Source organism: Paenibacillus sp. FSL M8-0228 (assembly GCF_038007385.1).
Taxonomy (GTDB): Bacteria; Bacillota; Bacilli; order Paenibacillales; family Paenibacillaceae; genus Paenibacillus; species Paenibacillus polymyxa_D.
Genome location: NZ_JBBOXA010000001.1, coordinates 5,678,803 through 5,695,864 on the forward strand (window position 1 = coordinate 5,678,803; position 17,062 = coordinate 5,695,864).

Sequence of the window (17,062 nt, forward strand, 5' to 3'; positions counted from 1 at the left end):
TGGCTTAATTCGCCAACGTTTGAAATAGAGTACGCGTGTACTCATGCTGTAACAATTCTTCATCCCATTCCTTAAATATTTCCACAATCTCCCCCTGAACCATGACGGCAACGCGGTCACAAAACTGACGAGTAGATGGGAGATCGTGAGTGATAAATAGGTAGGACAACTGACGTTCCACCTGCATTCTCTTGAGCATGTCCAATACAGAAGACTGCGTTGTCGTATCCAGATTGGCGATCGATTCATCGAACAAGATAATATTTGGCTCCACCGCCAAAGCTCGGGCAATACATACCCGCTGCTTTTGTCCGCCACTCAGCTGAGCTGGGTATTTTTCCAGACTGTCAGCCTCTAATCCTACCGATTCCAATAGAGACAGACAAATATCCAGCGCCTGCGCTTTTCGCTCAGGGAAATAGTTGTGGATTGGCTCCATTAAAATATCTCGAATGGTCATACGGGGATGTAGCGAGGAGGACGAATCCTGTGCAACCAACTGGATTCGCTTGTACAGCTGAACATCCTTCATCTTTCCGGTGTGAATGGGCTGTTCATCCAGCCAAATCTCTCCTGAGGTCAACAACTCCAGCCCCAGAATACATTGTGCCAGCGTGCTTTTGCCACTTCCACTTCCTCCAACCAGTCCAAGACATTCTCCTTGTCGTAGCTCCAGACTCACCTTCTTCACGGCCTGTTCGCTATCTTGCGTGCTGAACCAACCTTTTCTCCGTTTGCGGACAGGGTATGCTTTGGTCACATTCTTCAATTCCAGCATCACTGGTGCATCCTTCCTTCCGGGCTCATCTCCAACACTCGATCTGCTATGCGACTCATACCCTGGCGATCATGTGAGATCAACACTATGGTGAGATCAAAGTCTTCTCTCAACTGTTGTAGCAATGCCAAGACCTTGTCGCGGTTGATCACATCCAGCGCCGTAGTAGGCTCGTCGGCAATAAAGAGGCTCGGACCGGAGCTTAGCATGGCAGCCAGCAGCACCCTTTGACACATGCCTCCACTTAGTTCAAAAGGATATGACGACAAAATATACTCAGGATCTGCAAACCCCACCTTGCAGAGCAGAGAGCGCAAATAGGCCTCCCGCACTGGATTAGCGCCTCCTCTGGCTATCTCCGAGACACGGCTCAGCATCTGCCGTATCCGTGGCAGCACGCCCAGTGGGTGGACTTGCTGGGGTGCATTGTGGGATGATGCAGCACCAGCGTGCTCCGGCTCCATCTGGTCATGCGGCATCCGACGCCGCCCGTGCAGTCTAAGCGTATCCATCAGCTGGGCGCGGACAGTCCGGATCGGGTTTAACCCGCTCAGCGATTGTTGAATGAGCAGGGCAATATCCTCTCGGCGCAGCCTTTGCCAGCGCCGTTCCTGGAACGGAAGAATGTCTTTCCCGTTATAGTAGATACGCCCATGCGTAACACCGATACCTGGCTCCAGCATGCCTGCGATTGCGTGTGCGGTCAGGCTCTTACCGCATCCGCTCGGTCCGGTCAGGGCCACAATCTCCCCTGAATATATGGAAAAGCTCACATCACACAGCAGTGGTTTGCTCCCGCTTCCGCTTGCTCCTACGCCTGTGCGGCAGATTTCCAAATGTTCCACGTGTAACAACGGTTTTCGCCCTGCCACTTGTTCTATCGTATCCTTGCCCCCAAGGGCTGTTTGATCCTCCACTATTTGGCCGCCTCCTTTTCCGAAAAACGGTCGCCCAAAAGCTGGCAGGCAAGTACGAATAGCATAATCGCCAAGCCTGGGAAAATCATGACATGCGGAGCCACCTGAAAATATGAGGTGGCATCATGCAGCATCACGCCCCATTCTGGCCTGGGCGGCTGTACACCCAGTCCAAGAAAGGACAGCCCAGCGATCATCAGCACCACGCGTCCGATATCCCATACCGCATAAACCAACAACTGCGGCAACGCTTGTGGCAATACATAACGGCTCAGTATACGTACGTGTGAATTGCCGGATAAACGGGCATACCGAACGTAGTCCTCCTGACAGGCTTTTTGAACCAGACTACGGATATACCGGACATAGCCCGCCCACCTTACCGCAATAATCGCAAAGGTCATGTTAACAAAACCTGGGCCCAAAATGCCCACAATCGCCACCGTTAAAATAATATCAGGAAAAGCCAGTACCCCGTCGATTCCTCGCATAACCAGCTGGTCCACGCGTCCGCGCACATAACCAATAAGCAACCCTATAGGCAGACTGAAGCACAACGTAGCTACAGTAATTGCACATGCGATTAGCACGCTCATCCGAATCCCGTAAATGAGCCGTGATAGCACATCCCGGCCCAGATGATCCGTACCGAAAGGGTATTTCCGACTAGGTGGTGCCAGGCGGTTCAAAAGATCCACTTGAAGAGGATCATGAGGAGCGACCCATGGAGCCAATAACCCAAGCAGCACGATCAGACCAAACAGTACGCCTCCTGCCAGCAAGCTTCCTTTAAAGGGAAGCCGTATCTTTTTCATTTTCAGCTTCCTCCTTAACGCAAACGCAGCCTCGGATCTATCGCCGTCTGGACCACATCCACCAAACACTGAACTCCTACAATTAAAAATACGGCAAAAATAACATACCCCTGAATCACCGGATAATCTCGCTGTGTAATCGCATCTATAAAATACTTGCCCAACCCCGGCCATGAAAAAATGGTCTCTACAATCACATTACCTGCCAGCATAAATGATAGATTGGTACCTAGCAGTGTAATTATAGGCAGAACCGCATGCCTAAATATCTCAAAAAACAGGATATGCAAACGTGAAAAGCCTCGAGCCTTCGCTGCTTTCACAAAATTCCGGTCACCCAGCTCCAGCATTTGAGCGCGCAGTACGCGTGCTTGCACAGCTCCCAAACCTGCGCCAAGAGTCAGCGCTGGGAGCACTAGATGTGTCCAGTCCTCCCTTCCCATGGATGGGAGCCAGCCCAAGCGAACGGAGAATAGATAGATCAACAGAAAACCAAACCAAAAAGAGGGGATCGACGATCCCAGCAGGGCGAACAGCCTGCCCAGACGATCCAGTGGGCCGCTGATTTTTAGCGAGGCAGCCAGCCCCAGCCCCAGCGTAAGCACCGTCATGACGGCGAAGCCCGCAGCAGCTAGCTCCACAGTAGCGGGCAGTCTGTTCCACAGTTCGGCTAGCACCGACTCCTTGGATACATACGAAGTGCCCCAATGCCCTGTGGACACATCCCGCAGCCAGTTCACATATTGAATATGAAGCGGTTCGTTTAAGCCCAGTTCCTTTCGTAGCGTCGTCAAGGCTTCCTCAGAGGCAGGGATATTATGCGCGGTGAGCAAAATGGTAGCAGGGTCTCCAGGGGCCAGCCGCATCAGTACAAAAGTCAGCGTGGATACCACGAATACAATGATAAGCAGCTGCGCCACACGTTCCAGTATAAAACGAATCATAGGATACGCAGCTCGTTATTCCGCAATATCGGATTGCGTCGTAATGTAGTAATACTCGATCGGATGGGGTGTAAAACCCTCCACCCCTTTTTTCACGCCAAACACATTATCAGGATGCACAATGAACGACTGTGGCAAATCCGTATTGATGATATCCAGCGCTTGTAGTGTCATGGCATTACGCTGCGCTGTATCCTTCGCCAGCTTCAGGCTGTTCAGAATACTCTCTAGCGGTTTGGAACTATAACGGCTTACATTGGCTTCGCTTTTCGAAGAATAAAACATGTCCATAAAATATTGCGGCTCTCCTGTATGAGCAGTAAGCATACTGTACATAGCAAAATCCCAATCGTTTTTGGTCAACGCCTCGTCGATATTTTCCACCTTGCGAATCTTGACCTGGATTCCCTCTTTCAGCAATTGGCTTTGGATGACCTCAGCCATAACAGAGAGCTCCGGACGCTGAGGGAAAGTCAGCAGCGTAACCTCGAACGGCTTGCCTTGCTTAGTCCATGTCCCTTGGGCGTCCTTCTGCCAGCCATCCTTCGTCAACAGTTGCTCTGCCGTTCCGTCCAGCGCTTTACGCTCAACTTTACCGAAGGGAAGAATGCTCGGGAACGGGCTGCTTGCCTCCGTACCGAAGTCCCTCATGACGGCGCTCACAATCGATGCGCGTGGAATCAGGCTGTCCACCACCTTACGGTTCGCCACATCCTTGAATACTGGCGATTCCATATTGTACACGATCATATGGGTGCGCAAGGACGGAGCTGACAGCACTTGCAGCTTGCCGTTCTTTTTCAGTACCTCTGCGTTATCAACCGGAATATCCGTCGCTACGTCCACCTCGCCGGATTGCAGCGCCATCAGGCGCGAATTCCCGTCCGTAATGAACTTCATCGTCGCTTCAGCCAGTCGTGCCTTCTCGCCCCAATATCCGTCATAACGCTCCACGACCAACGATTGGTCCTTGTTGAACGCTTTGATTTTAAAGGCGCCTGTCATCGCTGGGTAACTCTGTTCATCTTTCATCGATGCCACATCCAGTACAATCGTCGATGGATCAGCTAGATTAGACACCAACGCCGCATTCGGCTGGTTTGTCGTGATCTTCAAGGCCAGCGGGCCGCTTACATCAATGGACTTCACATTCAGTAAATCCTTCGCCAGATGGCTTTTCTCAATAGAGCGTAACAAAGACGCTTTTACACTTGCTGCACCCATACTTTTTCCATTATGAAAAGTGACTTTATCCTGCAAGCTGAACGTCCAAACTGTAGGGCTATCCTGCTTCCACTCCTTTGCCAGCCAAGCCACAGGCTCCAGCTTTTCATTCAAACGTACCAGTGTCTCACCTGCACCGGATCGCATCACATCCCAGCTATTATCTCCATGCGGGTCAACGCCTGACGGTTTCCATGTATACGCCATTACCAGCTTTTTATCTGTCGCTGTTTGTTGTGCTGACGCGTTTTCACCCTTGCCGGAGCTATCCGACGTCCTATTGCTGGCACATCCCGAAAGAGCCATAACTGCCAGCAGCAGCATCACCCCTGTACATATCAACCATGAACGCCTACTACGACTGCTTATCATTCGATGAATCCCCCTCTATCTTGTAAAATCGCATAAACCTAACGCAAAACGCGAAAAAAGCATTCCAGACCACTTAATTAGCAGTCAGAAATGCCTTCAATATAAAATGTCAGAACTCACCTCGAAGCCAACTCCAAAAACATAGAAGGGATCAGATCGGTTTCAGACATTCCGTATGCAGCACGCCTAACCACCTCCCCAGCATCCCGTGGGTCTGACAGTGATGTCAAAACAGGCAGGTCTCCTGACTCCAGGCGTATCTTTCAGGCCTTCCCGGTTCTTCACAATTCCAGTGGCTGTTCTGAAAGCTCCAGCAGTATCCTGCTGATGCCTGTATACAGTGGCGGGCCCGTGTCGGAATCAACCGAACTTCCCTTTTAAGTGAACATGCTCAACAACTATGTACATCGTCTCTACGAAACCCCATACATAGAGTTGTCCGGCTCACACCTGTTTTCTTCCTTTATTTCTTTTCATTACGATCTTATTTTGTTGTCACAGGCTTGTCAATAAAGGCTGCACAATAATTTAAATTTGAACGATAAGGTAGAAACAAGACATAACCTCCAATTGCGTGCACGCAATTGAAGTGTTAAAATTAGGTATAGAGTAAACCACCGTGTCCGTATACTAAAAAGAGTCTTCGCCGCGCCAACGGCAAAGACTCTTAGGACTTGAAAGGCTGTGGATCACCACCACGGCGCGCTGCATAACTAAATGTCAATGCAAACGAAACCCACCGTTAGGGGCCAACCTAATTACGCGGTGGGTTTTCGCTTGTTCCGAAATTTTCGACGTAGCCAGCGATAAAGTTTACGAATACTAAACGCCAGGCTTAGTAACGTAACCATCCAACGCAACACATCGTAGCACGACACAAGGTTGACCATCGGCTTCACCCCCTTTCGGGAAGCTGCACCGTGGTCCGAAAACATCCACCACTATTCAAAATCCATAAGGTAAATTATACCATAATATCGCCCGCTGCTCTAGCAAATTCTTCTAGTAAGTAAACTGGAAAACGCACCAAATTAGAGCTACCCATTTCATTCCGCAGTTTATCTATATATCCCCAGACAGCAAGGGGATATACTATCTGGATAACCCCATGCCAAACAGCCGGAAAAGAGGCATACGTCCTCTCTCCGGCTATCTTTATTTATTTCTAATCATCAAACCTTCTGTGGAACCTCCTGAACCGTCACGCTTTTGACCGATTCCCCTTGTTTTCTCGTCAAAACGATGTTCAAGACAATCGCTGTAATCGAGCCCGAAACAATACCATTTTGCAACAACATTTTGGCAAAGCTCGGCAGCTGGTCGAACATTTGTGGCAGAACGGCAGAACCTAGGCCCACAGCAATACTGCATGCTGCGATCAGCAGATTGCTTTCCTTTCGCAGATCCACTTCTGACAAAATAGACATGCCTGATGCAGCGACCGAGCCAAACATGACGATCATCGCCCCGCCCAGCACAGCGTTAGGAATCACTGTCGTTAAAGCAGCCAGCTTAGGCAGCAAACCGAGAACAACCATGATACCGCCCGCAGCAAAAATAACGTTCCGCGATTTGACGCGTGTGAGCGAGATCAGACCCACATTTTGCGAGAAGGCTGTATAAGGAAACGCGTTAAAAATACCCCCAAGCATAATCGCAAGTCCTTCCGAACGGAGTCCATTGACGATCTGCTTTTGCTCTACCTTTTGATCAATCGCCTTGCCTACTGCCAGATAAACACCCGTAGACTCGACCATGCTGACAATATTGACGATAATCATCGTACAAACTGCCATAATGCTAAACTCTGGCTTACCAAAATAAAATGGCTGCGCAACACTCACCCATGACGCATCTGCCACGGGAGCAAAATGCACCATTCCCATCGCATAAGCAACCACCGTGCCTGCAAACAGACCGATGAGCACGGAAATCGAGCGCATAAAGCCCTTTGCCAACCGATTCACAAGCAGAATAACCAATAATGTAACCAGCGCCAGCAGCAAATTACGCGGCTGTCCAAAATCCGCGCTGCCCTGGCCACCTGCTACATTGTTCATCGCCACCGGAATAAGGGATAGACCGATAATTGTAACGACCGAACCCGTAACGACCGTCGGGAAAAAGCGTAGCAGCTTGCCATACAGCGGTGCCGCAAGCACCACGAATATACCAGACAAAATAATGGCACCGTACGCTGTCGCCAAATTTGAGGTCGAAGCAATCGCGATGATAGGCCCTACTGCCGTAAACGTACAGCCTAAAATGACAGGCAGTCTACTACCGAAAAAGCGTGTGCCCATAATTTGTAATAACGTAGCAATCCCGCAAGTGAACAGATCGGCAGCCACCAAATAAGCCATCTGGGCTGGAGTCAGGTGCAATGCTCCCCCTACAATTAGAGGTACAGCAATGGCTCCAGCGTACATCGCCATGACATGCTGGAAGCCCAGTGCGAATAACTTTTGTTTACTTAACATCCCACATTCTCCTTAACAGGAGCAATTACTACGCCAGCTTCCTCTATAAAATCGACCTCGCCTGGTGCCATGGAAGCGATACGCGCAAGAGAACGTACGGCGATGCCTCTTTGCTCCAACAGTCCACGGCCTTCCTGGAAGCTCTTCTCAATCACACAGCCAACCCCGGCCAGCTCCGCTCCTGCTTCCTTTACAATATCCGTAAGTCCGACCAATGCTGCACCAGTTGCCAAAAAATCATCTACGATCAGCACATGGTCGCTGGCATCAAGGTATTTTTGGGAGATACTCACCTGATAGGTTTCCTGCCGAGTGAACGAATGAACCTCTGCGAAGTATACCTGCTCATTCAGCGTGATGGCCTTCTTTTTCTTCGCATAAATGAACGGGACCCCCAAGGCAATAGCAGTAGCCATTGCAAATTGAATACCACTAGCTTCAATGGTAAGCACCTTGGTGATCGGAGCACTGCCGAACAGGCGTGCAAACTCCTTACCAATCTCTAATGCTAATGCTGTATCTACCTGATGATTCAAAAATGAATCCACCTTTAATACGGTGTCAGATAAAATTTGTCCTTCTTGACGAATACGTTCCTCCAAAACTTTCATTATGCGAGTATCGCTCCTTCTGTACTTTAAAATAGTGAGGATTTTGCAAAATCCTGAACAGTAAAACCTGCCAAAACCAAAAAAGGACAGGCTCCCTTGAGTTGTTTCTCAAGTGAAGCCTGTCCTTGGGGTTATAATCCCTGACGGATTGGCGCACAAATAAATGCCCGCATTCATCCGAAGCCGATGCGCTATCACTCATAGTCGGACGATTACAGTGGTCATCCGGTAGAAACTTTTGGGCCATATCCCCAATATTATACGAGTCATATGAAATTGATATCTTGTATACTACACCCTCTGGCGGACGGTTTCAAGATTATTTTTCATACAGACAGCGGCTTTTGGAGAACCTTCCACAATTGGAATATCGTAAAATCACATCGACCTTTGTTGAAGGTATATATATAGTAGAAAACAGATGTTAAAAAACAAAAATACATACAAAACAACACTTAATTTTAATTATTATTTCAAATACAAAAATAAAACCACAAAATAGACTTCCGTTTCTGTTGACTACAAAGAAAAACGGAAGTAGTATGGAGTTAGTTAAGAAAACAAAAGGCAGACTTTCAGGCTGCCCGTATTTTATCCATGCAAGGAGATTGGATATGAATAATTATCTTGCTGTTGATATTGGAGCTTCAAGCGGTAGGCTCGTAGGGGCAACTCTGCAAGGTGACCAGCTACACTTACAAGAGCTTCACCGTTTCAACAACTCCTTTACCGAAAAGGACGGGCACGATTACTGGAATATCGAGGAACTATTGAATGAGATTATTCAAGGCTTGCAAAAAGCTAAGCAGAAGGGGATTCATTCCTGTACGCTCGGCATTGATACATGGGCTGTAGATTACGTGCTGCTTGATCAGAAAGGTAACCGCATTCATGAGGTATACGCTTACCGGGATGCACGTACCCTCCACGCACCCGACAGGCTGCACCAGCTCATCAGTCGAGAGGCTGTGTATGAGAAAACAGGCATTCAGGAACTAAACTTTAATACCCTGTATCAGCTGTTCGTCCATGATCGGGAACAGCTTGCCCAGGCGGATAAAATATTGATGGTCCCCGATTATCTGTACTATCGCCTGACAGGCATCATGATCAATGAAATGACGAATGCGTCCACGATGCAGCTTCTCAACGTGAACACCCGAGAGTTTGATGAAGACCTGCTGTCCCTGCTCCAACTGCGACGTAATCAGTTTTCAGAGCTCGCAGAACCTGGGCGGGTTCTGGGTTCTCTTTTGCCGGAGCTTGTTCAAAAATACGATCTTCCGGACTGTCAGATCATTCTTGCGCCTACTCACGATACTGCATCGGCCGTTGCAGGTGTCCCGTCACAGCGGGAAGAATCCTGGGCTTATATTAGCAGCGGAACGTGGTCACTACTGGGAATGGAACGATCCGAAGCCTTGAATACCAAGGCAGCCATGCAGGCGAACTACACCAATGAGTGGGGCGCTTACGGTACGTACCGTTTTCTGAAAAATATTATGGGATTATGGATGATTCAGGAGGTTCGAAGAGAGGGCGGCTTCGCACATAGCTTTGCCGAATTGGCCGAACTGGCTTCAGCAGAGGCACCATTTGTCAGTCTCGTCCTCTGTAACCAGTCATCCTTCTTAAACCCGGATAGTATGACCGTTGAAATCCAGCGATTCTGTGAAGAGACAGACCAGCCCATCCCCAGAACGCCGGGCTCACTCGCCCGCTGTATTTTTGACAGTCTGGCCTTAAGCTACCACGATGCCTTACACGAACTGCAATGTTTAACAGACGAAAAGATTACCAGATTGCACATTGTCGGCGGAGGCGCTAACAACGAATTACTATGTCAGCTAACCGCCGATCTCTTGGGAATTGAGGTTCAGGCAGGTCCTTCCGAATCTACGGCCATCGGCAATATTGTCGTGCAATTAATTAGCTCTGGTGTTCTTGAGGATCTCAAGGCTGCTGGCCGAACCATCGCCCGCTCCTTCCCGACTCGGCTATATGAGCCGCAATCGGTGGAAGGCGTGCAAGAACTTTTGGATCGCTGGGAGCACCTTAAGATACAAGCAACATCCTCTATTCACATATCTCAATAAAGGAGTAAAGCCATGAACGAAGCCATTGAAGCCAGTTATAACGAAGCGAAAAAGCTGTATGCCCGCCACGGTATTCAAGTGGACGACATTTTACGGAAGCTTTCACAAATCAAAATATCACTGCACTGCTGGCAGGGAGATGATGTTCAGGGATTCCTGTTCAAAGACAAACAGCTTAGCGGGGGGATTGCCGTAACGGGCAGCTACCCGGGCAGAGCCGGCACGCCGCATGAGTTACGTCAGGATTTAGAAAAAGCTCTATCACTCATTCCGGGTAAACACAAGGTCAATCTGCACGCCATCTATGCGGACACCACAGAACAAGTGGATCTCGATCAACTGGAGCCACGCCATTTTCAGAACTGGGTAGACTGGGCCAAACAGCAAGGGCTCGGGCTTGATTTTAATCCAACTCTGTTCTCCCATCCTAAAGCGGAAGACGGCTTCACACTGAGTCACAAGGATTCGGAAATCCGTGATTTCTGGATCACACACTGCAAAAAATCACGCAGGATTGCCGAGTATTTTGGCAAAGAACTCGGTCAGCCCTGTGTCACAAACCACTGGATGCCGGACGGCTATAAAGATACTCCGGTTGATCGGTTGGCTCCAAGAGAACGTCTGCGTGATGCGCTGGACGACATTTTCAGCGAGGAAATCAGCGAGGAATACAACATCGATGCGGTTGAAAGCAAGCTGTTTGGCATTGGCTCGGAAAGCTATGTCGTGGGCTCACATGAATTCTATATGGGTTACGCCCTGACACGCGGTAAATCTATCTGTCTCGATGCGGGTCACTTCCATCCAACCGAAGTCATTTCGAACAAACTGTCCTCTGTGCTGATGTTCACCGACCAATTATTGCTCCATGTCAGCAGACCGGTTCGCTGGGACAGTGACCATGTCGTGACAATGGACGACGAATTGCTGGACATTGCCCGTGAGCTGGTTCGCGGTGAATTGCTTTCCCGAACCCATATCGGTCTTGATTTCTTTGATGGCAGTATCAACCATGTGGCAGCATGGGTCATCGGAACACGCAACACGATTAAAGCGCTGCTTCGCGCTATGCTCGAACCGATTGAAGCATTAAAGCAGGCGGAAGAGGAACGAGACTTCACCACTCGTCTTGCTCTAGTCGAAGAGTTCAAATCGTATCCGTTTGGTGCGATATGGGATTACTATTGCGCTCAAAACAGCGTTCCCGTTCGTGAGGAATGGCTGGCCGAAGTTAAAAACTATGAACAACAAGTACTGTTGAAACGATAACTGCTGAAACGGTAACTACTGCACTGATAATGCTTATATTCATATCATCCAAAGGGAGAGATCATCCATGACTACTGTGCTGGAGAATCAAAAAGAACGCAAATCGGGACTGGATATCCCATTTGTTCGCGAGATGGCGGAAATTACACAAAACATGTGGAAATTCGGCTGGGATGAACGCAATGGAGGTAATGTAAGCTATATTCTGGATGAAGCTGAGGTTGCAAAATATATAGATATTCATCAGGTCATTCGGACGATTAAACCTGCTTTCCCAGTGAATGAACTGGCTGGTAAGTATTTTATCGTCACCGGATCAGGAAAATATTTTAAAAACGTAATTGCAGATCCAGAAGCAAACTTAGGGGTCCTTCGTGTCTCCCAGGATGGCGAACAGTTGGAAGTCTTGTGGGGCCTCAAACATGGCGCAGTGCCTACCAGTGAGTTACCTTCCCATTTTATGAGCCACATTGAGCGCTTGAAGGTCGATCCTAACCATCGCGTGGTGATTCATAATCATGCCACCCATGTTATTGCCATGACCTTCATTCATAGTCTGGACGAAAACCAATTCACCAAAACGCTGTGGGAAATGTGTACCGAATGTATTGTCGTCTTTCCAGACGGTATCGGTGTAATCCCTTGGATGGTACCGGGTTCCAGCGAAATCGGCCGCGAAACTGCAAAAAAAATGAAGGATCATCACGCTGTATTATGGCCTCATCATGGCATTTTCGGAACGGGCAGCTCCATTGATGAAGCGTTTGGTCTCATTGAGACGATTGAAAAAGCGGCGCAAATTTACATGCTCATTGCTCACCATGATATCCAGCAACGGATTACAGATCAGGAATTGGCCGATCTAGCCAAAGCCTTCAACGTTACTCCAAAAGAAGGAATCTTGAACGTATAAATATAGGCTAATCCCCATCTCATAATACAGAACTTAAAAGGCTCCACGGGTCATCTCAAACCGGCCATGGAGCCTTTGGCATACGCAGTTTTAATTATATAACCCTCAATTCCAATGAATTAACTTGTAATTGTGCTTTCCTTTATATACAATAAAATCAAAATTCCCTTATCTCCACCAAAGGAGAGGTGACAAGTTATGAAAAGAGCAAAAAATGAAGATCACTTCGACATCGTGGAAGACCATTATTTCACAGCTACCGAATTGGAAAAGTCCAGCGCCATTTGGCCTGTCAGACTGGGTATGGATATTTCGAAAACAAGCTGCCATGTCGGTCCCAAGGCTGTTCCTTATTTTTATTTGATTTTTGTGCTTGAAGGTCAGGCTGAGTTTATTTATAAGCAACAGAAGTACCGTGTCCAAAAGTCTGATTTATTCTGTTTTTTTCCGCATGTTGCCCATGAATATTACACCGATCACCAGCACCCTTTGCAAAAGGTATGGATTGCCTTTGAGGGACCCAAATCCCTCGCGCTACTGGAGCGGATCGGAATTAATCCCTCCACGCCATTTATGGCTAACGCCGTGAGTGAGGAAATCCTCGAACTTATCTCTAACCTGTTTTCCATCGTACACGACAACAACAGACAGGGCAGCGATCTGGCCCGCTTGATTATACTGCACCAGATCTTCGAGGAGTTGTCCCGCAACACATCTGACGTACTGCGCAACTTTGTATGCTCTGATTATTGGCTCCAGCAGGGGAAAGACTACATTGAAATGCATTATTGTGACCGTGTTACGATTGAGCAAATTGCCGAGCATGTAGGTGTGGATCGTGCCCACTTTTCACGTAAGTTCCATTCCACCTTCCTCATCTCTCCCGCCAAGTATTTGCAAAACCTTAAGATTAACGAAGCCAAAAGATTACTGGAGCAGACAACTTACAATTTGTCGATCATAGCCCAGTCCATCGGCTATACCGATATGTCCACCTTTTCCAAAGCATTTAAGAAAACAGCAGGGATTCCACCGCGTGAGTATCGCTTCCGACATCAGTCCCGGCAAGAGATTCGTACCGTCAATGCCTAGCTGGAATCCAGTAACGTTCAAGAGAGCCGCCGTATACGGTGGCTCTCTTTTTTTATGACCTGATCCTAATTAGTACTTGGTTCTGAGACCTTTCAACGTTATAATAAGCATCAAACCAACAGGAAAGGTACGTGAAATCCATGCTGCGATTCAATGCGATACGTACGGGCTATCTGCTGGGCATCTCACTGGTACTTGCCGCGATTATTTATTTTTTCGCCTCCAATTGGGGCGGACTGGATCGGACAGTCAAAATTGTACTGGCTGCTGCGCTTATTGTTCTGTTCTATGGCTTGTCTTTTGTATTTGCACGGATACGTGCTGTTCCCGGTCAACAAGCTTTTCTGTCAAATATGTTTTTGGTGGCTGGCTGTATAGCCTTTGGCGTTTCTGTGGCATTGCTCGGTCAAATTTACAATTCCCATGCGGACAGCTACGGGTTGTTTTTCATTTGGTCGGTGCCAGCTCTACTGCTTAGCTGGATTACTCGCTACAATCCTTTTTATATGCTGTCATATGTACTAATTCACCTCGGTTTGTGGCTTTATTTTTACCCTACGATGCAAAGTGCATCTTATAGCGAGCTGGAATCGTTGTCCATTGCCGGAGTGTTCGCACTGGTCAATCTGTTGTTGTTCCTATTGGCGTTCCTTCATCGTATACATTCTGCTCCACTACAATATATGAGCTTTACTGTTTTTCATATAGCGATGTTGGCGATGACCAACTCTTTTGCATTTGATGGGTATGGCCTGGTCATGAATATACCGCATATCGCTGTGATTGCTTTAGGATTTTATATATTTATCAAGGTACGGCTGAATAAAACACTACTGACCTTGAATGCATTGGCGCTCTCAGCGTTTGCTGTCTTTAAATTTATAGAGCTAGCAGAGGCTTACTACTCATCTCTGTTTTTTGTTTTTGGTTTGATTTTTGTGGCGCTGCTGCTGACCGGTAACGTGTGGTTTTTCCGTTATTTGAATCGTTTGGGGAAAACACCGCCGGAAACAGGGGAGATATTCAATGGGGAAAACGGGGATATCGCGAAAACCGATGTGGAAACAATCGTTCCCGAGGAACGTGGCAGTGAATGGATCAGCAAAACCGTATCCCGTGTAATCAAAGTGGTTGGGGTGCTGATCGGAAGTATATCTCTCATCGGATTGATTATGATTAGCACGAATGTAAACCACACCGAATATGTACTGTTGGTTGTGTCGTTGCTACTTATGATTTTGATGATTGTCATACCGGAATCCAAGCTGGATTCAGTCATACGTTATACCCTGCTAACCATCAGCTATATTACAGGCTTGGCGGCCATTCTATGGTCAGATCAGTCGCTGCTTTCGGTATTATTTCTGATCGTTTCCATCGCTGGATGGTTTCGCTCCAAGGGGAAAAGGCAGTTGTTTTTTGCCTACACCTTTGTAAACCTGAATCTGGCGACCATTTTATTTCAGCAGTATCAGGAGTGGGATGGTTGGAACTGGACCTATAAGTTCATCATCTTCTCTCTTTTCATCGTCAATGCCGTGTTATATGGGGTAAGTTACTTTATATCCAAGACGGAGTTAAAAGAACATCTGCGGAATAGCTCATTATTTTTCAGCTTGCTGTTCCTGTTTTGGGCGACGTTTTTCGAGGATGTCGTTCCACACTCTTATATGTTCATTAACATTTTTTATTTTGTTATCGTTACCGGGATGGTCTTTGCCTTTGCCCGTGTGAAACAAAAATCGGAGGCCATCATGGGCGTTGTCTTCTGGTTTATTTTTATCGGCTTCAAATACTATGATTTATTGTGGACGCTACTGTATAAATCTTTTACGCTGGCGTTACTGGGGATCATTGCGCTCGGAATTACCTGGTGGGCGGATCGGCGAATGGCCCATAGCGGAAAAGCAGCATTCGATGCCGATCACCGCAGCTTTAGCTTTATGCGCTTAAGCCCGTTACTCATTGCCATTGTCATCGTGCTACAGCTGGGGATCATCGGGTATCAGACGGTGAGAAGCGAAACCCTGCTCGCCACAGGGGCTTCCATTAAGCTCAAACTGGCTCCTATAGACCCGCGCTCCCTGCTACAAGGCGATTATGTGGCACTGAATTACGACATATCTCCCCCTCCTTCCAAGACCCCTCTTCAGGAGGAAGAATGGAGCCGAGGCAAGGTCAAAGTCGTTCTCACACCAGATAACCAAGGAGTATACGTCGCAGACCGCCTCTATCAAGATGGCGAAAAACTTGCCAGTCATGAGGTCATTCTAAATGGACAGTGGTATGGTTCTCGTATTGTGTACGGTATTGAGAATTATTTCATCCCTGAGGGAACCGGACGTACTGTAGAACAGAACGCACATTTTGCCCATATTCGGGTGAGCCGCAATGGAGACGCACTGCTGGAACGTTTGGCAGAAAGCTGACCAGATCGGCGCAGATAGTTAACGAAGCAGGCTGAACCAAGTTGCTCCATTACTGGAGCACAACTTGGTTCAGCCTGCTTGTTTTTTCGGACCATCGAGTTACCCTCTTATAGATAACCTTTATCCCTACACTACGCTTAACGCTTATCCCCGTTTATACATCTCTCGTCCATGAAGCTATTTCCTCAATATCCTGCGGCTGAGTCCGGCAACAACCGCCAATCAGACGAGCTCCCGCTTCATACCATTGGCGGGCACTTTGTCCGAACGTCTCTGTACAAGTGCTGCCATGCCATGTCTTGGTGACCGGGTCATATTCCTCCCCCAGATTGGGATATACCACCACAGGCTTATCCGTGTGGCTGCGTATTTCGTGAATAAGCGATGGAACGAAATTCGGCAAAGTGCAATTGACCCCTACAGCGGCCACTTGCTCATGCCCATTCAGCCACTCAGCACATGCAGCGGCAGACTCACCATTGCTGATATGCTGCCCATCCTTTGCGCTAAAGCTGATCCAGGCATACGTACCAGGGAATTCCTTCAGCAATCGGGCGATGGCCTTGGCTTCAACCAGACAGGGTATCGTTTCACAAGCTAAAATATCTGCACCCGCCTCAATCAGAGCTTTCATACGCGGCCTGTGAAACTCCACAAGCTGTTCCTCGCTCAGCTTGTAATCGCCGCGATACTCTGATCCATCTGCCAAAAACGCCCCGTAAGGGCCAACGGAGGCCGCAACTAGCGGCTTGGGACGATGTCGCTGACTTGCAGTAGCCGTCACGTCAGCCCAAAACTCATCTCGTGCCTGCACAGCAATCCGCACCGATAATTGAATCAGTTCCAGCGCCTCAGCTTCGCTTAAGCCTCGTTTAACATAGCCTTCAACGGTAGCCTGATAGCTCGCAGTAATCGCACAGTCTGCCCCAGCCTCAAAATAATCCCTATGTACACGCTTGATCGACTCCGGATGCTCATGGAGGATTTTAGCTGACCATAAGCTATCGTTCAGATCATGTCCATGACGCTCCAGCTCGGTCGCCATTGCGCCATCCAGCACGATCAGCTGAAATTCGTTCAGTATATGTTGTATCGGATTCATGCGGCCCCTCCTGCTCGTCT

The 17,062-nt window shown here is 48.2% G+C and carries 13 protein-coding genes and 2 riboswitches; of the genes, 5 read left to right on the forward strand and 8 right to left on the reverse strand.

The window, feature by feature from the left end:
* Positions 1–4 precede the first annotated feature (4 nt).
* The 7 genes from MKY98_RS25685 to MKY98_RS25715 form a co-directional block, all read right to left on the reverse strand.
* Positions 5–781 carry an ABC transporter ATP-binding protein gene (locus tag MKY98_RS25685; RefSeq protein ID WP_069012271.1) on the reverse strand — a complete coding sequence of 259 codons (777 nt, stop codon included), beginning with the start codon at positions 779–781 and terminating at the stop codon, positions 5–7.
* Positions 778–1,695: an ATP-binding cassette domain-containing protein gene (locus MKY98_RS25690; protein WP_069012272.1), complete on the reverse strand. Its 918-nt coding sequence runs from the start codon at positions 1,693–1,695 to the stop codon at positions 778–780. The genes MKY98_RS25685 and MKY98_RS25690 overlap by 4 nt, the downstream gene beginning before the upstream one ends.
* Positions 1,695–2,510 (reverse strand): ABC transporter permease, encoded by an 816-nt coding sequence (locus MKY98_RS25695; RefSeq protein WP_069012273.1) that lies wholly within the window; start codon positions 2,508–2,510, stop codon positions 1,695–1,697. Before MKY98_RS25695 ends, MKY98_RS25690 begins: the two co-directional genes overlap by 1 nt.
* A gap of 14 nt (positions 2,511–2,524) precedes the next feature.
* Complete coding sequence (nikB, locus tag MKY98_RS25700) at positions 2,525–3,454, reverse strand: nickel ABC transporter permease (protein ID WP_069012274.1); 930 nt, start codon at positions 3,452–3,454, stop codon at positions 2,525–2,527.
* A gap of 15 nt (positions 3,455–3,469) precedes the next feature.
* Positions 3,470–5,050 carry an ABC transporter substrate-binding protein gene (locus MKY98_RS25705; RefSeq protein WP_069012275.1) on the reverse strand — a complete coding sequence of 527 codons (1,581 nt, stop codon included), beginning with the start codon at positions 5,048–5,050 and terminating at the stop codon, positions 3,470–3,472.
* Positions 5,051–5,267: 217 nt separating this feature from the next.
* A riboswitch (cobalamin riboswitch) is annotated at positions 5,268–5,465 on the reverse strand.
* A 757-nt stretch (positions 5,466–6,222) separates the two neighbouring features.
* A complete protein-coding gene (locus MKY98_RS25710; protein WP_029518809.1) occupies positions 6,223–7,530 on the reverse strand; it encodes a nucleobase:cation symporter-2 family protein in 1,308 nt (435 codons plus the stop codon).
* A complete protein-coding gene (locus MKY98_RS25715; RefSeq protein WP_069012276.1) occupies positions 7,524–8,141 on the reverse strand; it encodes a xanthine phosphoribosyltransferase in 618 nt (205 codons plus the stop codon). Before MKY98_RS25715 ends, MKY98_RS25710 begins: the two co-directional genes overlap by 7 nt.
* A gap of 181 nt (positions 8,142–8,322) precedes the next feature.
* Positions 8,323–8,426, reverse strand: a riboswitch (purine riboswitch).
* A gap of 329 nt (positions 8,427–8,755) precedes the next feature.
* On the opposite strand from MKY98_RS25715, the gene rhaB reads away from it, so the two are divergent.
* The 5 genes from rhaB to MKY98_RS25740 all read left to right on the forward strand — a co-directional run bounded on the left by rhaB (position 8,756) and on the right by MKY98_RS25740 (position 15,940).
* Positions 8,756–10,237, forward strand: a complete 1,482-nt coding sequence (rhaB, locus tag MKY98_RS25720; RefSeq protein WP_069012277.1) for a rhamnulokinase — start codon at positions 8,756–8,758, stop codon at positions 10,235–10,237.
* A 12-nt stretch (positions 10,238–10,249) separates the two neighbouring features.
* Entirely contained in the window at positions 10,250–11,506 is a 1,257-nt protein-coding gene (rhaA, locus tag MKY98_RS25725) for an L-rhamnose isomerase (protein WP_069012278.1), read from the forward strand.
* 67 nt (positions 11,507–11,573) lie between these two features.
* On the forward strand, positions 11,574–12,419 hold the full coding sequence (rhaD, locus tag MKY98_RS25730) for a rhamnulose-1-phosphate aldolase (protein ID WP_029518813.1): 846 nt from the start codon (positions 11,574–11,576) through the stop codon (positions 12,417–12,419).
* 198 nt (positions 12,420–12,617) lie between these two features.
* The gene (locus tag MKY98_RS25735; RefSeq protein WP_069012279.1) at positions 12,618–13,511 is read left to right on the forward strand and encodes an AraC family transcriptional regulator; all 894 of its coding nucleotides are present in this window, start codon (positions 12,618–12,620) and stop codon (positions 13,509–13,511) included.
* A 140-nt stretch (positions 13,512–13,651) separates the two neighbouring features.
* A complete protein-coding gene (locus MKY98_RS25740) occupies positions 13,652–15,940 on the forward strand; it encodes a GDYXXLXY domain-containing protein (RefSeq protein ID WP_176715752.1) in 2,289 nt (762 codons plus the stop codon).
* Between the two features lie 154 nt (positions 15,941–16,094).
* Here MKY98_RS25740 and mmuM read toward each other — a convergent pair whose 3' ends face one another.
* Complete coding sequence (gene mmuM, locus MKY98_RS25745) at positions 16,095–17,042, reverse strand: homocysteine S-methyltransferase (RefSeq protein ID WP_069012281.1); 948 nt, start codon at positions 17,040–17,042, stop codon at positions 16,095–16,097.
* Positions 17,043–17,062: the final 20 nt, after the last annotated feature.